The organism is Mesorhizobium sp. B2-1-8 (assembly GCF_006442545.2).
Lineage (GTDB): Bacteria > Pseudomonadota > Alphaproteobacteria > Rhizobiales > Rhizobiaceae > Mesorhizobium.
Genome location: NZ_CP083952.1, coordinates 6212539 through 6234280, shown reverse-complemented (window position 1 = coordinate 6234280; position 21742 = coordinate 6212539). Strand labels below are relative to the sequence as shown.

17 protein-coding genes and 1 tRNA gene are annotated in these 21742 nt (G+C 60.4%); 13 read left to right on the top strand and 5 right to left on the bottom strand.

What is annotated here, in order from left to right:
* The first annotated feature begins 21 nt into the window (after positions 1-21).
* The 4 genes from FJ970_RS30465 (at position 22) to FJ970_RS30450 (ending at position 4437) form a co-directional block, all read left to right on the top strand.
* A complete protein-coding gene (locus FJ970_RS30465) occupies positions 22-477 on the top strand; it encodes a MucR family transcriptional regulator (RefSeq protein WP_140758895.1) in 456 nt (151 codons plus the stop codon).
* Positions 478-1033: 556 nt separating this feature from the next.
* Positions 1034-1636 carry a hypothetical protein gene (locus FJ970_RS30460; RefSeq protein ID WP_140758896.1) on the top strand — a complete coding sequence of 201 codons (603 nt, stop codon included), beginning with the start codon at positions 1034-1036 and terminating at the stop codon, positions 1634-1636.
* 52 nt (positions 1637-1688) lie between these two features.
* On the top strand, positions 1689-2546 hold the full coding sequence (locus tag FJ970_RS30455) for an RES family NAD+ phosphorylase (protein ID WP_140758897.1): 858 nt from the start codon (positions 1689-1691) through the stop codon (positions 2544-2546).
* 88 nt (positions 2547-2634) lie between these two features.
* Complete coding sequence (locus FJ970_RS30450; protein WP_140758898.1) at positions 2635-4437, top strand: SIR2 family protein; 1803 nt, start codon at positions 2635-2637, stop codon at positions 4435-4437.
* A gap of 389 nt (positions 4438-4826) precedes the next feature.
* On the opposite strand, the gene FJ970_RS30445 is transcribed toward FJ970_RS30450, so the two are convergent.
* The 4 genes from FJ970_RS30445 to FJ970_RS30430 all read right to left on the bottom strand — a co-directional run bounded on the left by FJ970_RS30445 (position 4827) and on the right by FJ970_RS30430 (position 8241).
* Positions 4827-5204: a hypothetical protein gene (locus FJ970_RS30445; RefSeq protein ID WP_140758899.1), complete on the bottom strand. Its 378-nt coding sequence runs from the start codon at positions 5202-5204 to the stop codon at positions 4827-4829.
* A 538-nt stretch (positions 5205-5742) separates the two neighbouring features.
* Entirely contained in the window at positions 5743-6930 is a 1188-nt protein-coding gene (locus tag FJ970_RS30440; RefSeq protein ID WP_140758900.1) for a tyrosine-type recombinase/integrase, read from the bottom strand.
* Between the two features lie 170 nt (positions 6931-7100).
* A tRNA-Phe gene (locus FJ970_RS30435) sits at positions 7101-7176 on the bottom strand.
* 171 nt (positions 7177-7347) lie between these two features.
* On the bottom strand, positions 7348-8241 hold the full coding sequence (locus tag FJ970_RS30430; RefSeq protein ID WP_181178605.1) for a helix-turn-helix domain-containing protein: 894 nt from the start codon (positions 8239-8241) through the stop codon (positions 7348-7350).
* An 83-nt stretch (positions 8242-8324) separates the two neighbouring features.
* On the opposite strand from FJ970_RS30430, the gene FJ970_RS30425 reads away from it, so the two are divergent.
* The 5 genes from FJ970_RS30425 to FJ970_RS30405 all read left to right on the top strand — a co-directional run bounded on the left by FJ970_RS30425 (position 8325) and on the right by FJ970_RS30405 (position 14602).
* Complete coding sequence (locus FJ970_RS30425; RefSeq protein ID WP_140758902.1) at positions 8325-9596, top strand: ABC transporter substrate-binding protein; 1272 nt, start codon at positions 8325-8327, stop codon at positions 9594-9596.
* A gap of 160 nt (positions 9597-9756) precedes the next feature.
* Entirely contained in the window at positions 9757-10617 is an 861-nt protein-coding gene (locus FJ970_RS30420) for a carbohydrate ABC transporter permease (protein ID WP_140758903.1), read from the top strand.
* Positions 10614-11450 (top strand): carbohydrate ABC transporter permease, encoded by an 837-nt coding sequence (locus FJ970_RS30415; RefSeq protein WP_140758904.1) that lies wholly within the window; start codon positions 10614-10616, stop codon positions 11448-11450. Before FJ970_RS30420 ends, FJ970_RS30415 begins: the two co-directional genes overlap by 4 nt.
* Before the next feature lie 8 nt (positions 11451-11458).
* Positions 11459-12538 carry an ABC transporter ATP-binding protein gene (locus tag FJ970_RS30410; RefSeq protein ID WP_140758905.1) on the top strand — a complete coding sequence of 360 codons (1080 nt, stop codon included), beginning with the start codon at positions 11459-11461 and terminating at the stop codon, positions 12536-12538.
* Between the two features lie 36 nt (positions 12539-12574).
* A complete protein-coding gene (locus FJ970_RS30405) occupies positions 12575-14602 on the top strand; it encodes an aldo/keto reductase (RefSeq protein WP_140758906.1) in 2028 nt (675 codons plus the stop codon).
* Positions 14603-14624: 22 nt separating this feature from the next.
* Here the strand turns inward: FJ970_RS30405 and FJ970_RS30400 are convergent, their stop codons facing one another.
* Positions 14625-15500 carry an AraC family transcriptional regulator gene (locus FJ970_RS30400; RefSeq protein ID WP_140758970.1) on the bottom strand — a complete coding sequence of 292 codons (876 nt, stop codon included), beginning with the start codon at positions 15498-15500 and terminating at the stop codon, positions 14625-14627.
* Positions 15501-15746: 246 nt separating this feature from the next.
* Here FJ970_RS30400 and FJ970_RS30395 point away from each other — a divergent pair, with 246 nt between their 5' ends.
* From FJ970_RS30395 to FJ970_RS30380, 4 genes are all read left to right on the top strand, one after another.
* A complete protein-coding gene (locus FJ970_RS30395) occupies positions 15747-17213 on the top strand; it encodes an alpha-glucosidase/alpha-galactosidase (protein ID WP_140758907.1) in 1467 nt (488 codons plus the stop codon).
* A gap of 160 nt (positions 17214-17373) precedes the next feature.
* Positions 17374-19455, top strand: coding sequence for an ABC transporter substrate-binding protein (locus tag FJ970_RS30390; protein ID WP_140758908.1), 2082 nt, complete (start codon positions 17374-17376; stop codon positions 19453-19455).
* 137 nt (positions 19456-19592) lie between these two features.
* Positions 19593-20600 (top strand): ABC transporter permease, encoded by a 1008-nt coding sequence (locus FJ970_RS30385; RefSeq protein ID WP_140758909.1) that lies wholly within the window; start codon positions 19593-19595, stop codon positions 20598-20600.
* Positions 20601-21737: an ABC transporter permease gene (locus FJ970_RS30380; RefSeq protein ID WP_140758910.1), complete on the top strand. Its 1137-nt coding sequence runs from the start codon at positions 20601-20603 to the stop codon at positions 21735-21737.
* Positions 21738-21742: the final 5 nt, after the last annotated feature.

Genomic DNA, 21742 nt, shown 5'->3' with positions numbered 1-21742 from the left:
CCCCACTCGAGGAGCGAATACTTGAGCGATCAAAACGAAGCCCAAACTGCCGATCTCGTCGGGCTGACTGCAGACATTGTCTCTGCCTATGTCAGCCAAAATCCACTACCCGTTGCTGGGTTGCCGGATCTCATCGCGTCGATTCATTCGTCCTTGACAAACCTTGGCCAGCGCAAGGTGACCGAGCTAACGAAGCAGGAGCCGGCCACAAATCCCAAAAGGTCGGTTACGCCGGACTACATCATCTGCCTGGAAGACGGGAAGAAGTTCAAATCGCTGAAACGGCATCTCGCTGTACACTACGGGCTCACTCCGCACGACTATCGCGAGAAATGGGGATTGAAACCGGATTACCCGATGGTCGCTCCGAATTATGCGGCTCAAAGATCAACACTCGCGAAGGCGGCGGGGCTCGGACGCAAACCACAGCCTTCCCCAGCCAAGAAAGCTCCTGCCAAGCGCAAGCCAAACGCTTAGTGGCGGCAAACTTCTGGAGCGTCCCACCTCGGGCGCTCCGGTTTTTCGCCTAAAACGACCTACCGGCCACTGCTGGGGCGCCTGCTGCCTTATCTCACACGCCCTTCAACGTTTGCGTCTTCGAAAGAGCGCCGCCGATAGCAGAAGAGTGCTTCTTCGATAGTGGGTCTCGCGATGTAGCGGTCTCCCGCTATCACCAAATTCGTCAATTAAATCAATACATTGAATCCAAATCAGCGGCGTGAAAAAGTCACGCCGCTGACGGCGATTTACGTCGCTTTACGGCAGTTTACGGCGATTCAGTGAGCACAAGAGTGAGCACGGAAACACGGCTCACCCGTTCCGAAGCATAGCGCGCCGTCCAGCGTCAGCCGCCAATGCCGCATCTGGTTCTTCGAAGCGCGGAACGTGTCGGCATCCTTCACGCCGTTGAAGTTCATCGCGTTGGAAATGTTCTGGTTCGCGGCGCGCAGGCGAGGCCAATCGCGGCATAGATGAGCCGCGCGGTACTGGATTCGGTGCCGTGCCCCCTTTACCGTGCTGGGTGTGGGGCGTTTTGACCAAGCGCACCCGATCTTTTTCAGGTTCGCTCATGTTCGATGATGAAACTCGTGATGCGCTTTATCTCAATGTGGGCCGCTGCCTCTCAGCTTGGAATCAGGTTGAGGACCAAATCCTGCATTTGACCCAATTCGCTCTCGAGGCGGGCGGGCATCGGGATGCAACCTTCGCAGCCGGTTATTGGATGGTGGTCTCTTTCGACGCGAGATTGAAGCTATGCAATGCGATGATTTCCTATGCGCTGCGTGGCTCTCGGAATGAAGACTTCAAACTCCGATGGGATACACTCAACAACAGGTCCCACGCAAAAAGCCGAAAGCGAGCAGAGATCGCGCACGGGTCCGTGGTCGTTACGCGAGAGGGAGATCAAGACCAGTTCCACGCTTACTTTTTTCCTTATTACCACAAGAGGCAGTTCGATCATCATGCCTCCGGTGGATTCTGGAAAGGCGAGTCGTTCTCGGGTACGACGAAGCATCTAAGGGTCGAAGACCTTCAAAATATCGCGGCTGCCTTCAATCGCCTGCGGGACGATATTGCTGAGCTTCAATCCGATTGGGTTAAGCGAGACATACTCGCAAAAGATGGCGAACAATGATTCGTACAGGAAAGCGTTCCTAAGCTTTTCTGTTGGCGCGTGAGCTGGTGAAATGGATACTGATAACCCTGAGAAGCCAGAATTTGCCTCCTACCGCAGCTATTGGGACTTTGCGAAGCGCGTTCGCTTTCAACAGCGATACGTTTGGGACGAACACGTCAAAGCATTCATCGCAACCGTGCTTGCAACGCTGAAAGACCGAGATGTTTTCCTGAGAAGGGGTACCGTTTTCTTTAGAGCCCAGCGGGGTATCGAATATGTGAGATTCCGGAAACACGACCCCGACGAACCATCTGGTTACTCTGCTGCGCGGATGAAGCCGAGACCAAATCGAGCAACGGAGGGCCGGGCGAACGCGTCGGGGGTTTCGGTTCTATATCTCGGCAGCACCTTGCAGACAGTGATCTCCGAAGTTCGGCCCTGGGTCGGCGCAGACATCTCAGTTGCGCAACTTAAGCTCAAGCGAAGATTGAAAGTGGTGGACCTTTCACGTGGGCATGGTCGTTCGGCTTTTGGTTCAATTCCGCTAGGGCATTTCTTGGAAGGCACGCCGCTAACCCTTGAGCAGAAGGAAGCTGCAGTATGGATCGACATAGACAACGGTTTCTCGCAACCGGTCACCTTGTCTGACGATACTGCCGATTACGTGCCAACGCAGATACTAGCTGAAGTCTTCAAGAATGCGGGCTATGACGGTATTGTCTACAAGAGTCAGTTTGGCGAAAAAGGTTATAATATAGCCCTTTTCAATCCAGACGATGCGAATGTGATCAACTGCGCACCGTACAGAGTTGAAGGCTTCGAAGTCTCGTTCGATCAAATTGGAAACCGATGGTTTGTTCCCAAGCGAACAAGAAGTTCTAAAGCCAAACGGACAATGCCGGGAGCAAGGCGGAAGGCTGGAAAGTAGCATCATTAAAGCCCCTCATTACACCTGCGCAGAGGGGCAGAATCAGCTATTTCTCTGGACGCATAAGCAATGAGGTACAATAAGTCAGATGAGTATTCTCGCAGGCGATCCTCTCACGCAACTTGCATTCTCAATGTTCGAAAACAAAGGCGTTTATGCCTTGCTTCTCGGATCTGGCCTTTCCCGCACTGCCGGGGTTCCGACCGGCTGGGAAATCACACTTGATCTGGTCCGACGTATCGCGCTTGCGAAGGGTATCGAGAATCAGGCGGATTGGGCTGAGTGGTATCGGAAGGAAACTGGTGGCGAGCCCGACTATTCGGCGCTGCTAGCAGAATTAGCCATATTCCCGGCCGAACGTAGGTCGATCCTGCATTCCTATATCGAGCCCGATGAAGAAGACCGGGCAGAAGGCAAGAAGTTGCCCACTGCTGCGCACCATGCTGTCGCGAAACTCGTGCGCGACGGCTACGTTCGCGTCATCGTCACAACCAATTTCGACCGACTGTTGGAAAACGCACTGCGCGAAGCTGGTGTCGAGCCAACCGTCGTTTCGTCACCGGACACGTTGTTGGGAGCCGAGCCGATAACGCACAGCAGTTGCTACGTGCTGAAACTGCACGGCGACTACAAGGACGCACGTATCCTAAACACCGACGAAGAACTGAGTACCTATCCAGAGTCCTATAATGCCCTGCTGGATCGCATCTTCGATGAGCACGGCTTGGTTGTGTGTGGGTGGTCAGGCGAATGGGACCATGCTCTGCGCGCTGCAATGTTGAGGGCGCCAAACAGGCGCTATCCGACATTCTGGACCGCACGAGGTAAGATGGGAGCGGGAGCCGAAGCGATAATCGATCAGCGTAGAGCTGTTTCGATCTCGATACCCGATGCAGATGGCTTCTTCACCACGCTGAGCGAGCGGGTCACGACATTAGGAGCAACGCAGAAACAAAATCCACTCACGATCGATCTGCTGATTGGATCGGTAAAGCGATATGTGGCCAAACCGGAATTTCGCATCCGCCTCGACGAATTGCTGACGCAGGAGGTTAACAAACTGTTTGACAGCCTCGACGTGCCAGAACTGTCACCGCAAGGAGGTTGGTCTGGCGAAGAATTTCGTCAGCGAGTTGCGCGTTACGAGGCGGCAACAGAATCTCTAGCAAAGAGCTTTGGGGTCCTCGGTCGATGGGGCGACGGCTCCGAACTCGTCATCGTCGCCGAAACCATCCGGGCCATGGTAGTTAGGGCAAATAAGGAAGGAAGCGGCCTCACAGCTTGGCTGGGCCTGCGGACATATCCTGCCGTTTTGATGATGACAGCGTATGGGCTCGGACTCGTTCGATCTGAACGCTGGAAGCCGTTGCACGATCTCTTCTCCCTCCAAATCGCGAGGGAAGACCGCGAACCCAAGCGGGTCGCAAATTACCTATTCCTATGGGGATGGAAGGGCTCGGGCGATGATATATGGAACAACATAGCCGGGTTCATTACCACCACCCCTAACAACACTACCAAAAGGAGAACGCCACTCAGCGATCATCTATACGATGTGTTCAAAGACTGGGGGCCGTCGTTCATTGGGGTCGCGGCGGATGATCAGCTTCTCTTCGATTGGTTCGAAGCTTTGGGCGGTCTGGCACATCTTGAAGAAAACAGTGAAGAGAGTCTGAAAGAACAGCTTTCGCGGCATGACAACAAGGTGCGCATGTCCACGGGCCGGCTCGGCTGGCGGAGTGAAGGACTCAGACCGATTGAGCACGATCTGAAATCGACAGAAAGGCGGACGGCTCTGCTACAAGCGGGTTTTGCTCACGGGAGCGCATCCTATCTTGATCTCTACCTGGAGAATCTGCGCCGGATCGCCAGTTGGATGGAATGGCATTGAGGCGCTACGTTTAACTGATCAATGCGCGCCTGGCGTGTGCAGCGCAAGGCCGCCCTAACGCTTCGCCAACTTGGCCAGCGTGGACCGGGAAGCACCGGTTGCCGCGACGATCGAATAGACCAGTCTGTGACCGCTGCGGCAGGGGCGTCCATCCACGCCAATTCTTGATATATTATAGTCTTCCGCCATAGCAGACTCCTTTTGCCGTGCATCGCTCGGCGTTCAGATCGTCGGGAAAGGTGCCGGGTCGGGGCCGGCGAAGATTACGCGTTATCGTCTGCCGTGCTGATACAGGTCGCCGCAAAAGTTTCGGAGCCCCAGCGCTGACGGCAGTGTGGGAGGTCAGCGCCGAAATCCGGCGTCCCTACCACAACTAGCCACTGGGTCCTTTATCGCGACTGAAGCTTCTTACATACGAGTTGGGTCTTGACCAAGCAGCCAATGCAATACGAACCGGCGCTGTTTCCCCAAGACGTCAGGCCAACGGCATAGTAGCCATCCGGGCAAGTTGTGGTGACTGGACCATATCCGCCATTTGTTGCTGCAGGGGTTCCATTTTTAGGTAGACTGCCGCTGAAGTATATAGCGTCATAGACGTAAATTGCCGTTACAGTGACTAACGCTGAAAAGACAGCAGTTAAAAGGCCGAGCTTCAACTGAGGCCGCTCATTGAGCCTTTGCCTGACAGCAGGAATTTGCGCGAAAAGCCACGCAAGGGCTAGTGGTACAGCCCAGCCTATGGCGGCTGCAAACAGGTGATCAATCATGTCTATGCCCCCGATTTCGTTTCGGACCGATTGTATTTTTCAGTCCATGGGCGTCTGAGACGGTGACTTCACACGTGGATCGTACTCAGTAGCATTAGCTTGCTATAAACTACTCAGTCAATCAGCCTCGGAAGGAAACCTGTGACGCGCCTGTGCTCTGCGGCAGACACCGGCTGTTCCGGCAACAACGCTGGCCGCGTCAATAGCGCAGCCGGGTCCAAGATATCGTCTTATGATGGGAATGGCGCCCCGGCCGGATGGCTCATGCCGTCGCATGCTGCCTAAATCAATAGCATCCTACATGATGGGCTCTTTGGCGGGTAAGTTCTGAAATTCACTGTAAGTTGTTGATTTTTTTGATGATATGGCGGAGAGAGCGGGATTCGAACGCGTGAGGTCCGACGAATGCGATCACCCTGCTTAGAGCCTGCACCTAAACGCAAGGTGGCCGGCCAGTAAGCAGCTTAAGTACCTTTGCCTCTGGCGACGGACTACGCCAACTTGGAAAGAGCGGCTCTGCCGTGGAATGCGGACAAAACTAACGGGCCATCTTTAGTCTATCCAGCAAATCTCCCCACTCCTGCATCAGAGTCACCCGCTGCTCCCAATAGGTGGCGCGGTTGTAGGTCCGCCGGATTGCGTTCTTATCCTGATGCGCCAGCACCGCCTCAATTACGTCTGGATCGTAGTTGCGGGCATTGAGGATGGTGCTGGCCGTGACCCGAAAACCATGGGCGGTCACTTCGTCCTTGCCGTAGCCCATACGCCGCAGCGCAGAATTCATGGAGTTCTCGGAAAGCGGACGCCTGGTCGAACGAATCGAAGGGAAGACCAGGCCGCCGTGCTCGGAAAGCGGCCAGATCTCTTCCAAGACCCGAAGCGCCTGTTTGGATAGCGGCACATCGTGCGGAGCACGCATCTTCATGCGTTCGGCCGGGATGCGCCACACAGCCTTATCTCGGTCAAACTCGCCGCGCGTCGCGCCCCGCACCTCTCCGGGACGGACGCAGGTAAGGGCAAGGAACTGGACGGCGGCTTTGAGGGTTGGCCAGCCGTCGTACTCATCGATCGTCACGAGGAGCTGGCCAAATTTCTTTTCATCGGTAATCGCGGCACGGCCGTTGGCTTTCGGCGCCTGAAGTGCGCCCTGGAGTGCCAGGGTGGGATCGGTCTCGGCTCGCAGGGTGACAATCGCCAACCGGAAGACACTGCCGATGACGCCACGTAAACGCCTAGCCGATTCCCGTCGGCCGCTCTTCTCGATTTTCTGAAGGATCTGGAGAATCTCGGCGGGAGTGATCTCTCGGATGGGACGGTTGGCGAGCGGGCTGGCCAAGTCTTCGAGGAGCCACTCGGTCTTGGTCACCGTGGCTGCCGCGGCGTCCCGTTCCTTCATCCGTGTGATGTATTCCTCGGCGATCAGCCCGAAGGTGGTGCGCGCTTCTGTGAGGGCCGCAACCTTCTCCTCCTTGCGCTTGGCGGAAGGGTTGATGCCGGCGATCAGCAATCTCTTGGCATTGTCCCGCCTCACTCTCGCGTCGAGAAGCGAAACAAGCGGGTACTTGCCAAAAGAGAGGATGTTTTCCTTTTGCAGATAGCGATAACGCAGCTGCCAGAGCTTCGAGCCGCTTCTTTGGACGACGAGATAGAGCCCATCACCATCAGCAAGGCGATACGGCTTGTCTTTAGGCTTGGCGTTCTTACAGGCGAAATCGGAGAGCGACATGGGTAACGGACCTCCTGGGCATGGGTAATACCCGGATCGTTACCCACAAACTGATGCGTTGCAACGGTACACGGCGGGTCGCCATGAGCGGGCCAGACCAGACAACTAATTGATTTCTATGGATTAGTAGGACAGTGTGAGAAGTGGTGGGAAGCCGTGGGAAAGGCAAGTGGTGCCCAGAGGCGGATTCGAACCACCGACACGCGGATTTTCAGTCCGCTGCTCTACCAACTGAGCTATCTGGGCCTGCTCCGGCTAACGAAAACTCGTGTTCCGGATTTCATGGCGACGCCGTGGCGCCCCTTGAAAGCGCGTGGGTTATAGCACGGGAATTCGGCCTGTCCAGCGCCCAGATGTGGATTTCCTTTGGGAAAAGAAATGCCGTCCGATGGGCCTGTTTCCATGCCGTGCGCACGCCTATCTGGCGCTTGCCAGTCCCTTGCGGAAGTCGGACGGCGTCATGCCGGCCAGCTTGCGGAAGGATTTGTTGAAGGCGCTGAGCGAGCCGAAGCCTGAATCCATGGCGACGCGCAGCACATTGGCGTCCTGATGCATCAACAGCGCCTGCGCGTAGCTCAGCCGCAACAGGTTGACATATTCGTTGAGCGTCATGCCGGTCGATTTCTTGAACAGGCTCATGGCGTATTTCGGGTGGATGTCGGCGGCCGCCGCTATGTTCATGCAATCGATGTCGTAGAGGAAATTCTCGGCGATGAAATCGCACATACGCCCGACATTGCGCGACGACTGCTGGTCGAAGGGAGTGCCCCCTTCCTGCCCGGCGGCGTTTCCCGGCACCAGCCGGTAGGGCTCGAACCGCACCCGCTCCAGCCTGAGCAGGAGTTCGTTGACGGCGTGCTCGGCCTTGGCCGGATCGCCAGAGCGGGCATAGCGGTTCCAGCGGGCAAAATTGTCGTTGTCGGATTGATCGGTGGCGCTGGTTACCAGCGTCGCACCCGTCATCAGCCGGTGGCGTACGTCCGCCGGCAAATGCAGGCGAAAGAAGTGCACCAGTGGCAGATGCGCGCCGGCATAGACGGCGTCGTCGCTCAAATCGTCCATCTGGTGCGGCAGGCCGCCCCAGAACAGGCACATCTCGCCGGCCGAAAGCGCTATTTGGTGCTCGTTCATGCGGTAGTGGACGGTGCCGCGGACGATGAAATTCACCTCGACCTGGGCGTGCCAGTGCGGCTTGAGCATCACCAGCGGATTGGTGTGGAACATCTGTAACAGCAGCGGCAGGCCTTCCACGCTGCTGGCGCCGGGCTGGTAAAACGGCCTGTCAGACATCTTACTTTCCGCCAATTTCATATTCCCTCTGTCAGGGACAGGCCTTTGCCGGTGCCTAGTCTAGCCACGCTCGCAGAGAGAGCAAATGAAATGGGAGGATTTCAATGCGCATCACACTGTCCTGCGCCGCGCTAGCGCTTGCCCTGGGCTCCGCCCCGGCTTTCGCACAATCCGGCGAAATCACGATCTGGAGCTGGAATATCGCCGCTTCATCCCTGAAAGCAACGGTTGCCGGCTTCAACAAGCTGCATCCCGACATCAAGGTCACGGTCCAGGATCTCGGCAACCAGCCGACCTATGACAAGTCGATCGCCGGATGCGCGGCCGGCGGCGTCGGCCTGCCCGATATCGTCACCATCGAGAATGGCGAGGCCGAGAATTACTGGAGCCAGTTCCCCGACTGTTTCGTCGACCTGCACACGCTGGGCTACACGGCTGAGGACCAGAAGAAATTCCCCGATTTCAAGCGCACCGAACTCGAAGTCGGCGACAAGGCCTATGCGATGCCGTGGGATTCCGGCCCGGTCGCCGCCTTCTATCGCCGCGACTTCTATGAGAAGGCCGGCGTCGATCCGGCATCTATCAAGACCTGGGACGATTTCATCGCCGCCGGCAAGAAGATCCAGGCCGCCAATCCGGGGGTCTCGATGACCAACGCCGATTTCAACGGCGACAGTGAATTCTTCCGCATGATCTCCAACGAACAGGGCTGCGCTTATTTTGCCGAGGATGGCCAGTCGATCACGGTCAACCAGCCCAAATGCGTCGACGCCATGACCAAGGTCAAGGAGATGAAGGACGCCGGCATCGTTTCGTCGGCCGACTGGAGCACCAAGATCACCAACAACACCGCCGGAACCGTTGCCACCCAGGTCTATGGCGGCTGGTATGAGGGCACCATCCGCACCGAGTCGGCCGGCGAAAACGGCAAGTGGGGCGTCTACCTGATGCCGAGCCTGACCGCGGACGGCCCGCGCGCCGCCAATCTCGGCGGCTCCTCGCTCGCCATCACCTCGGCGTCGAAGAACAAGGAAGCTGCCTACGAGTATTTGAAATACACGCTCGGCACCAATGAAGGCCAGATCACCATGCTGAAGGAGTTCGGTCTCGTCCCCTCGCTGGTCTCGGCCCTGAACGACCCCTATGTCAGCCAGGGCCTGCCCTACTGGGGTGGCCAGGCGGTGTGGAAGGATATTCTGGGCACCTTGCCCAAGGTCGTTCCGAGCCGCGGCACGCAGTTCCAGAGCGATGCCGAGATCATCGTGCGCGCCGTGCAGACCAAATATCTGGCCGGCGGCTATCCCGACGCCAAGGCGGCACTCGACGATGCCGCCAGCCAGATCGCCTCGGCGACTGGGCTGCCTGTCAAATCCTGAGGTGCTGACAGCTTCCTTCTCCCCGTCGCTATACGGGGAGAAGGTGCCGGTCCACTCTCCGCAGCTGCTGCGGAGGACGGGCAGGCGGATGAGGGGCGGCGCCTACTTCGGCAATTGCCGCCTGCACAAACCAGAAAAGCAGAAAGGAGGAGGAGAAAAGATGCGCAACCGCAATGCCACGGCCTATCGCTTCCTCACACCCTATCTCCTGATCTTCGCCATCTTCTGGGTGTGGCCGATCATCTCCTCGTTCCTGATCTCGTTCCAGGCGACGCGCACCGTGCCGTGGCGCTTCGCACCCGGCTTCAACTGGGGCCGGCTGATCGGCGATCCTGCCTTCTTCAACGCGCTGAAGAACACGCTGCTCATCCTCGTCATCCAGGTTCCGGTGATGATCGCCTTGGCCATGGTGATGGCGGTGCTGCTGAATTCGCCGCTGCTCAAGGCGCGCGGCCTCTACCGCTTCGCCTTCTTCGCCCCGGTCGTGGTCGGCGAGGTCGCCTATTCGGCGGTGTTCCGGCTGATGTTCAGCCTCGATTTCGGCATCGTCAACAAGCTCCTGAACAGCATCGGTCTGCCCAAGGTCGACTGGTTCTCCAATGTCACGCCGGCCATGGCGCTGATAATGATCGCGGTCACCTGGCGCTGGGCCGGCTACAACGCCATTATCCTGCTGGCCGGCATGCAATCCATTCCCGACGATGTCTACGAGGCGGCGACGCTCGACCGGGTGAGCAAGCTCAAGCAATTCTTCCACATCACCCTGCCGCTGTTGAAGCCGGTCATCGTCTTCTGCGCCGTGCTGTCGATCATCGGCACCATGCAATTGTTCACCGAGCCGTTCCTGATCACCGAGCGTGGCGGGCCGGGCGGCGGCACCGAGACGCTCGGCCTGCTGCTTTACCGCCAGGGTTTCCGCTCGCTCAACTTCGGCTATGCCTCGGCCGTGGCCTACACCATGGCGGGTCTCGCGATCGCCATCACGCTGGTGCAGCTGTGGCTGACGAGGGAACCGAAATGAGCTCGCTCTCATCGGCAAGGCTGAAACGAAGCATCGCGCTGCACCTCTTCCTCACGCCCTTGGCGCTGATCTGGCTGTTTCCGCTGTGGATGATGGTGGTGTTCTCGACCATGCCCGACAACGGCATCTTCAGTCCGGGCATCGAACTGTTGCCGCACGGCAATTTCATCGACAATTTCAACAACCTGCAGCGCGACACCGACTTCGTCGGCGCCATCATCATCTCCGTTTGCGTGGCGGTGACCTACACCGTCCTGTCGGTGCTTTTGACCTCGATGGCCGGCTGGGCGCTGGCCCGCTACCAGTTCTTCGGCAAAAGCGTGGTCGTCGCCATCATCCTGGGCACCATCACGCTGCCCTATGCGGTGGTGCTGATCCCGCAATTCATCATGGTGGCGCGCGACTTCAAGCTCGCCAACACATGGATAGCGCTGATCGTGCCGCCGCTGTTCAATTCGCTTGGCGTGCTGTTCATGCGCCAGAGCTTTTCCATGATGCCCGATGACCTGTTCGATGCCGCCCGCGTCGAGGGCGTCAAGGAGTGGCGCATCTTCGTCTTCATCGCCTTGCCGTTGGCCCGACCGATGCTGGCCGCGCTCTGCATCATCCTGTTCCTCGCCTCCTGGAACAATTATCTGTGGCCGCTGCTCATCAACAGCCAGCCGGGTTCGATGACAGCACCCGTGGCGCTCGGCACGCTGATCGGCCTGACCAAAGTATCGTGGGGCGGCATCATGGCGGGCGCGGTGATGCTGACCGTGCCGATGCTCATCGTCTTCGTGCTCCTGCAGCGTCATTTCATCGCCGGCATCGCCGCCGGCGCGGTCAAGTAGGGAGCAGAATGGCCACCGTCACACTCACAAATGTCGCCAAGCGCTTCGGCGCCTTCGAGGTCGTCCATGGCGCCAACATCGACATCGCCGATGGCGAGTTCGTCGTCTTCGTCGGCCCGTCGGGCTGCGGCAAGTCCACGCTGCTCCGGATGATCGCCGGGCTGGAGGACATCAGCGGCGGCGAGATCGCCATCGGCGGCAAGGTGGTCAACGATGTCGAGCCGGCCGACCGTGGCATCGCCATGGTGTTCCAGTCCTACGCGCTCTATCCGCATATGAGCGTCGAACAGAACCTCTCCTTCGGGCTGCGCATGACCGGCAACCCCAAGGCCGACACCGAGCGGCGGGTGAAGCGCGCGGCCGAGATCCTGCGCATCAGCGAATTGATGGAGCGGCGCCCCAAGAAACTTTCCGGTGGCCAGCGCCAGCGTGTCGCCATCGGCCGCGCCATCGTGCGCGAGCCGCAAGTGTTCCTTTTCGACGAGCCGCTCTCCAATCTCGATGCCGAACTGCGCGTCCAGATGCGGGTCGAGATCTCAAGGCTGCACAAGGAACTCGGCGCCACCATGGTCTATGTCACCCACGACCAGACCGAGGCGATGACGCTCGCCGACCGGATCGTCGTGCTGCGCGGCGGCCATGTCGAGCAGATCGGCCGGCCGCTCGATCTCTATGACAATCCCGACAATATTTTCGTGGCCGGCTTTGTCGGTTCGCCGAAGATGAACTTCATCAAGGCCCACATTGTCGGGCGTGATGCAAAAGGTGTTGTGATCGAGCTGGCGGGCGAGGAGAAAACCCGCATCACGCAGCCCCTGACGGATACCGCGCCGGAACCCGGCAGCAAGGTCATCGTCGGCGTGCGGCCCGAGCATTTCGGCGGTGCCGGTGAAGGCGACGCCGACCTTGTCGTCGCCATCGACGTGGTCGAGCACCTGGGCGGCACGAGCTTTCTCTATGCCAGGACGGCCCATGGCGAGGACGTGGTGATCCAGCGCGACGCGGCAAAGGTCCCCGAGACATCAGATGTCACCGTTTCCATCCGCAAATCCTACCTGTTCGACGAAAAAGGGCTGCGGCTGCGCTGACCGGCCGCCCCTTTCCCAGCCCGCAAGGAGAATGACATGACTGTATCAACACCCATTCGCTGGGGCATTCTTGGGCCGGGCGGCATCGCCAAGGCCTTTGCCGGCGGCGTCGCCGGCTCGCGCACCGGGAAACTGGTCGCCATCGGCGCGCGCAACCCCGGCAAGCCGGGGCTGGCAGAGAGCTTCCCCGGCGCCCGCATTCTCGACGGTTATGACGCTCTTCTCGCCGATCCTGAGATCGATGCGATCTATATCGCGGTCCCGCATCCCGGCCATGCGCAATGGGCGATCAGGGCGGCCGAAGCCGGAAAGCATGTGCTGTGCGAAAAGCCGCTCGCGCTGACCGCTTTCGAGGCCGACGCCATGATGCATGCGGCGCGCAAGGCCGGCACCTTCCTCGGCGAGGCTTTCATGTACCGGCTGCATCCGCAGACGCTGCAACTGGTCGACCTGATCAAGTCCGGCGTCATCGGCGAGATCAGGATGATCAAGTCGAGCTTCGGCTTCGCCATGCCTGATTTCATGCCGCAGCACCGGCTCTACGCCAACGATCTCGCCGGCGGTGGCATCCTCGATGTCGGCGGCTATCCCGTTTCGATGGTGCGGCTGATTGCCGGCGCTGCCGCAGGAAAGCCATTCGCCGAACCCGACAAGGTCGCTGGCGCTGCCCATCTTGGCCAGTCCGGCGTCGATGAGTGGGCCTCGGCCCTGCTGCATTTTCCCGGCGGCATCGTCGCCGAGGTTTCCTGCAGCATCTCGCTCAACCAGGACAATGTCCTGCGCATCTTCGGCACCAAGGGGCGTATCGAGGTGCCGGACTTCTGGTTCGCCGGCGGCGACCGCGATGTCGGCCTCGGCCGGATCGACGTGATCGGTGCCGACGGCGCGCGCGAGACCATCAGCGTCAACGAGATGCGCCATGTCTATTCCTTCGAGGTCGACGCCGCCGGCGAGGCGATCCGTGCCGGCAGCCAGGAATTCGCCTGGCCGGGCATGAGCTGGGCCGACAGCCTCGGCACCTTGCGCGTGCTCGACAGATGGCGCGCGGCGGTGGGGCTGGAATATGAGATCGAGAAGGCCTCGCTACGCACCAACACCATCTCCGGGCGACCCTTGCGCCCGGGCGGCACGGCGATCACCAAGCGCATCATTCCGGGCTTGGCGAAACCGGCCTCCGTGGTGGCGCTCGGCTTCGAGGATTTTCGCACCTTTTCCTCCGGGTCGATCCTGCTCGACGCCTTCTTCGAGGCTGGCGGCAATCTCTTCGACACCGGCTATGTCTATGGCGGCGGCTACACCGAGACGCTGCTCGGCCAATGGCTCAGGAACCGTGGCGTGCGCGAGCAGTCGGTCGTCATCGCCAAGGGCGCGCATTCGCCGCTCTGCTATCCCGACGTGATCGCCAAGCAGCTTGCCCAGTCGCTAGACCGCCTGCAGACCGACCATGTCGATGTCTATTTCATGCATCGCGACAATCCGGACGTGCCGGTCGGCGAATTCGTCGACGCCATGGACCGCGAGGTCAAGGCCGGGCGCATTCGCGGTCCGTTCGGCGGCTCGAACTGGACGATGCAGCGCATGGACGAGGCGATTGCCTATGCCGAGCGCACCGGCAAGCAGAAGCCCGGCGTGCTCTCCAACAACTTCTCGCTGGCCGAAATGCTGGAGCCGATCTGGGCCGGCTGCGTCACCTCCTCCACCGATGATTGGAAAGCCTGGCTGACGTCCAGGCAGATGCCGAACTTCGCCTGGTCGAGCCAGGGGCGGGGCTTCTTCACCGACCGCGCCGGGCGCGACAGGCGCGACAGCGAGGAACTGGTTCGGGTCTGGTACTCCGAGCGCAATTTCGGCCGCCGCGACCGCGCGATCGAACTCGCCGCACGGCTGCGCAAGAGCCCGATCCACATTGCGTTGGCCTATGTGCTCAATCAGCCTTTCCCGTCGGTTCCGTTGATAGGGCCCCGCACGCTGGGCGAACTGGACGACAGCTTGCGTGCGCTGGACATCGCGCTTTCGCCTGCCGAACTCGAGTGGCTGGACGGCGGCAGCCTGCACGCGGCCTGACAAAACAAGGTCCCAAGCGGCGTCAGGCTTCGTCGTCCGACAGCCTGACGCCGCGCCTGGCCGGCATTTGCAGGCTGGCATACATGCCGGTCGTGCGGAACTGGCTGGGCGTCGTGCCGTAAAGCCGGCGGAAGACCTTCGAAAAATAATTCGCGTCCTCGAAACCGCACAGGATGGCCACTTCCTTTACCGGCAGGAAGTCCGCCTTGGTCAGCAGTTTCGCCGCCCGTTGCAGCCGCTGCTGCAGCACGAACTCGGCGGGCGGCAGGCCCTCGCTCTCGGCGAAGCAGCGCGAGAAATGGGCCCGGCTGAGCCCGCTGATCTGGACGAGGTCCGCCACCGGCAGGGCTTTGTCGAGATTGGCGTTGATGTGATCGATGACCGGCTGCATGGCGCTCTGTTTTTCGGCAAAGGCGTGCGAGCCGAACACATCGTCATAGAGCGCCATCGCCGCCTCGTAGGCGATGGCCGAAGCAGCGCCTGGCGAAGCGGCCCCCTGGATGAGGCGAAGGCTGCAATCGGCGAGATGATCGATCGTCGCCGGCTGCAGCCGAAAGACCGGTCCCGACACGTCGAGGATCGATTTGTGGATGCGCAACGCCTCCTCGCCGTTCATCGAGATCCAGAAATATTCCCAGCGGTCGCCCTTCGCCAGCCAGTAGCGGTGGTTGTGCGGCACCAGCACCAGCAGCGTGTCGTTCGTCTGCAGGCGGTAATCCCGGCTCTCGTAGCGCAGCCGGCCGGTACCGCTGATCGTATGCTGCAGCACGGTGAACGGTGTCTGGCCGCGCTTTCGCCCGTCCCAGTCATAGGTCACGTCCTCGCGCACCTCATAGCCCGTGCTTGTCGGCATGGCATGCAGGCGCTGGCGGCCGCGCGGCAGCGAGACCGTCCGCATCGACTGTCCGTTGGCGATCAAATCCCGCAGCACAAAATTACCCCTGAAAGCATAATCCTTCTCTGGCCGTGCCCGCGAATATGCGCATAATCCCGCCTCGAAGAACGCGAATAACCCGCGATCGAGGAGCGGGCGGGAGGAGAGAAAGCCGGTTTCCGGCTTGAATGGCATGCACGCCAAGGCGTGTGGCCGTTTTCCTCCCTTGCTGCTCCTTGCCTAGCATTCGATTGGATCGAGGTGAAGGTGATGAGTTTCAAAATCGCTATTATCGGCGCAGGCAGCGTTGGTTTCACCAAGAAGCTGTTCACCGACATTCTCTGCGTGCCGGAATTCAAGGACATCGAATTCGCGCTGACTGACGTCAGCGAGCACAATCTTGGGATGATCAAGGCGATCCTCGACAGGATCGTCGAGGCGAACGGATTGCCGACCAGGGTGACCGCGACGACCGACCGCCGCAAGGCGATCGAGGGCGCGCGCTATATCATCAGCTGCGTGCGGGTTGGCGGCCTCGAAGCCTATGCCGACGATATCCGCATTCCCTTGAAATATGGCATCGACCAGTGCGTCGGCGACACCATCTGCGCCGGTGGCATCCTCTACGGCCAGCGCAACATTCCAGTGATCCTCGATTTCTGCCGGGACATTCGCGAGGTAGCGGAGACGAATGCGAAATTCCTCAACTACGCCAACCCGATGGCGATGAACACCTGGGCGGCGATCGAATACGGCAAGGTCGACACGGTCGGTCTCTGCCACGGAGTCCAGCATGGCGCCGAACAGATTGCCGAGGTGCTGGGCGCGAAATCGCCGCGGGAACTCGATTATGTCTGTTCCGGCATCAACCACCAGACCTGGTTCGTCGAGCTGCGGCTGAACGGCCGTGAAATCGGCAAGGACGAACTGGTCGCCGCCTTCGAGGCGCACCCGGTCTATTCCCAGCAGGAAAAGCTGCGCATCGACGTGCTCAAGCGCTTCGGTGTCTATTCGACCGAAAGCAACGGGCATCTCTCCGAATATCTGCCCTGGTACCGCAAGCGTCCCGACGAGATCACGCGCTGGATCGACATGTCGGACTGGATCCATGGCGAGACGGGCGGTTACCTCCGTTATTCCACTGAGACCCGCAACTGGTTCGAGACCGAATACCCGCAATTCCTCGAAGCGGCGTCGAAGCCGATCGATGCGTCAAAGCGCTCCAACGAGCATGCCAGCCACATATTGGAGGCGCTGGAAACCAACCGCGTCTATCGTGGCCACTTCAACGTCAAGAACGACGGCGTCATCACCAATCTGCCACGCGACGCCATCATCGAGTCACCCGGTTTCGTCGACCGCTTCGGCATCAATATGGCCGCCGGCATCACGCTGCCGGAAGCCTGTGCCGCCACCTGCATGGCCTCGATCAACGTCCAGCGCATGTCGGTCCATGCCGCGATCTCAGGCGACATCGATCTTCTGAAGCTCGCCGTGCTGCACGACCCGCTGGTCGGCGCCGTCTCGACGCCGGAGGAGGTCTGGCAGATGGTCGACGAAATGGTCGTCGCTCAGGCGCAGTGGTTACCGCAATATGCGCATGCGATTCCGGCGGCCAAGGAGCGGTTGTCGAAATCAGCGGTCAAGACCCGCGAATGGGCGGGTGCCGCGCGGCGGAACGTGCGCTCGATCGAGGAATTGCGCGCCGAAAAAGCCGCACTGAAACAGGCTGGCTGAAAAACCGGGCGCGGCGGCGGACCCACGGGAGGCAGGTCCATCGCAGTCAGTCGTCCGGAAGCAGTTCCAGGAAGAGTGTGAAGCGGTTTTCCATCCGCAATTGCGTCGAGGCATAAACAAGACGAGCAGCAGCAGACGTCTGAACACGAGGGAGGAGACAATGAGGAACCTACGCAGCATTGGCATTGCCGCTGGACTGGCGCTGAGCGTCTCCGTTCCGGCGCTCAACGCTTTCGCTTCCGAACCGACCGTCGCGCCGGTGCCGGCGACGTTTCCGGCCGAGGGCAAGATCAAGTACGTGGCGCGCGACTCCATCCTGGAGTTCAAGGCGCTGCCCGAGTATCACGAGCCCGACTGGGTCACGGAAAAATACGTCAAGGCAGGCAAGCTGCCGCCGGTGAAAGATCGGCTGCCGAAGGAGCCGCTGGTCTTCAAGACCGGCAACATGCCTGATGGCATCGGCGTGTACGGCGATACGATGCGCCATGTCATCGGCGGCCGGCCGGAAGGCTGGAACTACGGCGCCGGCCAGACCCAGGGCTGGGGCGGCATCGACATCGGCCTTTCCGAATGCCTGACGCGCACCGCGCCGCTGTTCCAGGTCGAGGCGAAGGACACCGAGCCGCTGCCCAACCTCGCCAAAAGCTGGGATTGGTCAACCGATGGCCACAAGCTGACCATGCATCTCGTCGAAGGTGCCAAATGGTCCGACGGCGTGCCATTCAACGCCGACGATCTCATGTTCTACTGGGACGACGAGGTCATGGATCCCAACGTCTCGCCGCTCAATGGCGCCACCCAGGAGACCTTCGGCGTCGGCACGACGCTCAAGAAAATCGACGACTACACCGTCGAGTGGACCTTCAAGGATGCGTTCCCGAAACAGCACCTCTACGCAATGGCCTATGGCACCTTCTGCCCCGGTCCCTCGCACATCTTGAAGCCGCAGCACCCGAAATATTCGAAGAACACCTACGACCAGTTCAAGAACGCCTTCCCGCCGGAATATATGAACATGCCGGTCATGGGCGCCTGGGTGCCGGTCGAATATCGGGCCGACGACATCATCGTCATGCGCCGCAATCCGTACTATTGGAAGGTGGACGAGAAGGGCAACCAACTGCCCTATCTCAACGAGCTGCATTACAAGCTGTCGACCTGGGCCGACCGCGACGTTCAGGCTGTCGCCGGTGCAGGCGACTTCTCCAATCTTGAGCAGCCGGAAAATTTCGTTGCCTCTCTGAAGCGCGCGGCGGAGCCGAATGCGCCGGCACGTCTGGCCTTCGGCCCGCGGCTGATCGGCTACAATCTGCGCCTGAACTTTTCCGCCAATGGCTGGGGCAACCCGGACGAGCGCGGCCAGGCGATCCGCGAACTGAACCGCAACGAGGATTTCCGCAAGGCCGTCACCATGGCGCTTGACCGCAAGGCGCTGGGCGATTCCCTCGTCAAGGGGCCGTTCACCGCGATCTATCCGGGCGGCCTCTCCTCGGGCACCAGCTTCTATGACCGCAAATCCACCGTCTACTATCCTTTCGACCTCAAGGGCGCCAAGGCCGAACTCGCCAAGGCCGGCCTGAAGGACACCGACGGCGATGGTTTCGTCAACTTCCCGGCCGGTACCGCCGGCGGCAAGAATGTCGAGATCGTGATGCTGGTCAACAACGACTACACGACCGACAAGAGCCTCGCCGAAGGCGTGGTCGCGCAGATGGAGAAGCTTGGCCTGCGGATCGTGCTCAACGGGCTTAACGGCACCCAGCGCGATGCCACGCAATACTCAGGCCGCTTCGACTGGCTGATCCGGCGCAATGAGCAGGAGCTGACCTCCGTGGTGCAGAACACCGTGCAGCTCGCTCCAGTCGGCCCCAAGACCAGCTGGGATCACCGCGCGCCGGAAAGCGGCGAGGTCGATCTGATGCCTTTCGAGAAGGACCTCGTCGACATCGTCAACAAGTTCGTCTCGTCGGCGGATAACGACCAGCGCGCCAGTCTGATGCGGGACTTCCAGAAGATCTCGACCGAACACGTCTACAATATCGGCCTGACGGAATATCCCGGCGCGCTGATCATCAACAAGCGCTTCTCGAACATTCCGCAGGGCACCCCGATCTTCATGTTCAACTGGGCCGAGGATTCGATCATACGCGAACGGGTCTTCGTCGCGGCCGACAAGCAGGCCAAATACGAACTTTTCCCCGAAGAGCTTCCCGGCAAGCCCGGAGACAAGGGGCCGATGTAAGTTTAAGGACCCCGATGTAAGTTTACCTCCCCTGACTGAGAGAGACCCGGCCGCGTCGCTGGCGCGGCCGGGACAAACCAACCCTCCGAACGCCCCTCCAAGGGAGCGACCCGGCGAGATGAGGAAGCGGACCGTCCATGCTGCGATTCCTGCTCACGCGCATAGCGTCGGCAATACCGGTTCTCGTTATTCTGAGCCTGGTCACCTTTGCCATCATCCAGGCGCCGCCTGGCGACTATGCCGATTACATCCGCTCGCAGCTCATCAACCAGGGCGGAGCCTCTTTCGCCGAGGCCGACGCGCAAGCCCAGGCCTATCGCGTCGAACACGGCCTCGATAAGCCGCTGCCCGTCCAGTATCTCAACTGGGTCGGCGGCATCGTCACCCGCGGCGATTTCGGCTACAGCCTCTATTACAACAAGCCGGTGGCCGACGTGGTCGGCGAGCGGCTGCCGCGCACGCTGCTGCTCGCGCTGGTCTGCCATCTGCTTGCATCGGTGCTCGGCATCACCTTCGGCATCTGGGCGGCGACCCGCCAATACACCTGGATCGACTCGACCCTGTCGGCGATTTCGTTCCTCGGCATGACGGTGCCGCGCTTCCTGATGGCGCTGATCATCGTCTATCTCCTGGTCTTCCAGTTCAACGTGTCGGAGATCGGCTCGTTCTTCTCGCCGCAATATGGCGGTGCGCCATGGTCGTGGGCCAAATTCGTCGACCTGGTCAAGCATGTCTGGCCGGTGGTGGCCATCGCCACCTTCGGCGGCCTCGCCTACAATATGCGCGTCATGCGCGGCAATCTGCTCGACACGCTCAACGCGCAATATGTCGAGACGGCGAGAGCCAAGGGACTGACTGGCGGAGCCGTCGTCATGCGCCACGCGGTGCCCAACGCACTGCATCCGCTGGTCATGTATCAGGGCGTGGTGCTGCCCTATATGCTGACCGGCGAGATCGAGACGGCCATCATCTTCGCGCTGCCGACCGTCGGTCCGGCGATCGTCGGCTCGATGGCGGTCGGCGACGTCTATGTCACCGCCACCTTCATGATGGTGCTGTCGGCGACGCTGATCGTCGGCAACATCATCGCCGACATGCTGCTCGTCCTGCTCGATCCGCGCGTGCGCCAGTTCGGGGAGGGCTAGATGCTGGCACGAGACCCTTCACCACCGCCACTGCCGGCCGAGCGAGCCACGGTGGCGCCCACACGCGGCAATGAGAGCTACATGGCGCTGGTCTGGCGCCGGCTGAAGCGCTCCTGGACCGGTATGGCCGGGCTTTGGCTGGTGGTGCTGCTCCTGGTCATGGCCGTGTTCGCCGAATTCCTGGCGCCGATGGATCCGAAGGCGACCGATGTCGGCTTCGCCCCGCCGCAGCTGCCGTCCTTCCATGACAAGGACGGCAATTTCGTCGCGCGGCCGAGGGTCTACGCGCTGGCCGATTCGGCCGACCTCGATCCGGTCACTTTCCAGCCCATCGTCGGCCCCGACTACGACCATCCGAGGCTGCTCGGCTTCTTTGTCGAAGGCGCACCCTACAAGCTCTTCGGGCTGATACCGGCGAACCGGCATTTCTTCGCCTCGACGGACGGCCAGCCGGTGCATTTCCTCGGCACCGACAAGTTCGGCCGCGACGTGCTGTCGCGCGCCATCCACGGCTCGCGCGTCTCGCTGATGATCGCGCTGACGGTTGTCTTCATCATCACCGTCATCGGCACCACCGTTGGCATGGTCTCCGGCTATTTCGGCGGCCGGTTCGATGTCTGGATGCAGCGCTTCGTCGAACTGGTGCTCGCCTTCCCGCAACTGCCGCTCTACTTGGCGCTGACGACGCTGATCCCGGTCACCGCGCCGACCGATGTGTTCCTCGCCTTCGTCATCATCGTCATGTCGGCGCTCGGCTGGGCGCAGATGTCGCGCGAGGTGCGCGGCAAGACACTGGCGCTGGCGCGCATAGAGTATGTGCGCGCCGCCATGGCCGTCGGTGCGACAGACCGGCGCATCATTCTGCAGCACATCTTCCCCAATGTGATGAGCCACGTGATCGTCGCCGTGACGCTGGCGATCCCGACGGTGGTGCTGCTCGAATCCTTCCTCGGGTTCCTCGGTTTTGCCGTCAAGCCGCCGCTGATCTCCTGGGGCCTGATGCTGCAGGACACCGCGACCTATTCGGTCATCGGCACCTATCCCTGGATCCTGTCGCCGGTCGGTTTCGTGCTCATCACCGTCTTTGCCTTCAACGCGCTGGGCGACGGCCTGCGCGATGCCGTCGATCCATATTGAGGGGA

Bases quoted from the DNA above. Each gene is read 5' to 3' on its own strand.
- FJ970_RS30455 (WP_140758897.1), top strand. From the start codon at position 1,689: ATGGATACTGATAACCCTGAGAAGCCAGAATTTGCCTCCTACCGCAGC.
- FJ970_RS30450 (WP_140758898.1), top strand. From the start codon at position 2,635: ATGAGTATTCTCGCAGGCGATCCTCTCACGCAACTTGCATTCTCAATG.
- FJ970_RS30445 (WP_140758899.1), bottom strand. From the start codon at position 5,204: ATGATTGATCACCTGTTTGCAGCCGCCATAGGCTGGGCTGTACCACTA.
- FJ970_RS30440 (WP_140758900.1), bottom strand. From the start codon at position 6,930: ATGTCGCTCTCCGATTTCGCCTGTAAGAACGCCAAGCCTAAAGACAAG.
- FJ970_RS30430 (WP_181178605.1), bottom strand. From the start codon at position 8,241: ATGAAATTGGCGGAAAGTAAGATGTCTGACAGGCCGTTTTACCAGCCC.
- FJ970_RS30425 (WP_140758902.1), top strand. From the start codon at position 8,325: ATGCGCATCACACTGTCCTGCGCCGCGCTAGCGCTTGCCCTGGGCTCC.
- FJ970_RS30420 (WP_140758903.1), top strand. From the start codon at position 9,757: ATGCGCAACCGCAATGCCACGGCCTATCGCTTCCTCACACCCTATCTC.
- FJ970_RS30415 (WP_140758904.1), top strand. From the start codon at position 10,614: ATGAGCTCGCTCTCATCGGCAAGGCTGAAACGAAGCATCGCGCTGCAC.
- FJ970_RS30410 (WP_140758905.1), top strand. From the start codon at position 11,459: ATGGCCACCGTCACACTCACAAATGTCGCCAAGCGCTTCGGCGCCTTC.
- FJ970_RS30405 (WP_140758906.1), top strand. From the start codon at position 12,575: ATGACTGTATCAACACCCATTCGCTGGGGCATTCTTGGGCCGGGCGGC.
- FJ970_RS30400 (WP_140758970.1), bottom strand. From the start codon at position 15,500: ATGCGGACGGTCTCGCTGCCGCGCGGCCGCCAGCGCCTGCATGCCATG.
- FJ970_RS30395 (WP_140758907.1), top strand. From the start codon at position 15,747: ATGAGTTTCAAAATCGCTATTATCGGCGCAGGCAGCGTTGGTTTCACC.
- FJ970_RS30390 (WP_140758908.1), top strand. From the start codon at position 17,374: ATGAGGAACCTACGCAGCATTGGCATTGCCGCTGGACTGGCGCTGAGC.
- FJ970_RS30385 (WP_140758909.1), top strand. From the start codon at position 19,593: ATGCTGCGATTCCTGCTCACGCGCATAGCGTCGGCAATACCGGTTCTC.
- FJ970_RS30380 (WP_140758910.1), top strand. From the start codon at position 20,601: ATGCTGGCACGAGACCCTTCACCACCGCCACTGCCGGCCGAGCGAGCC.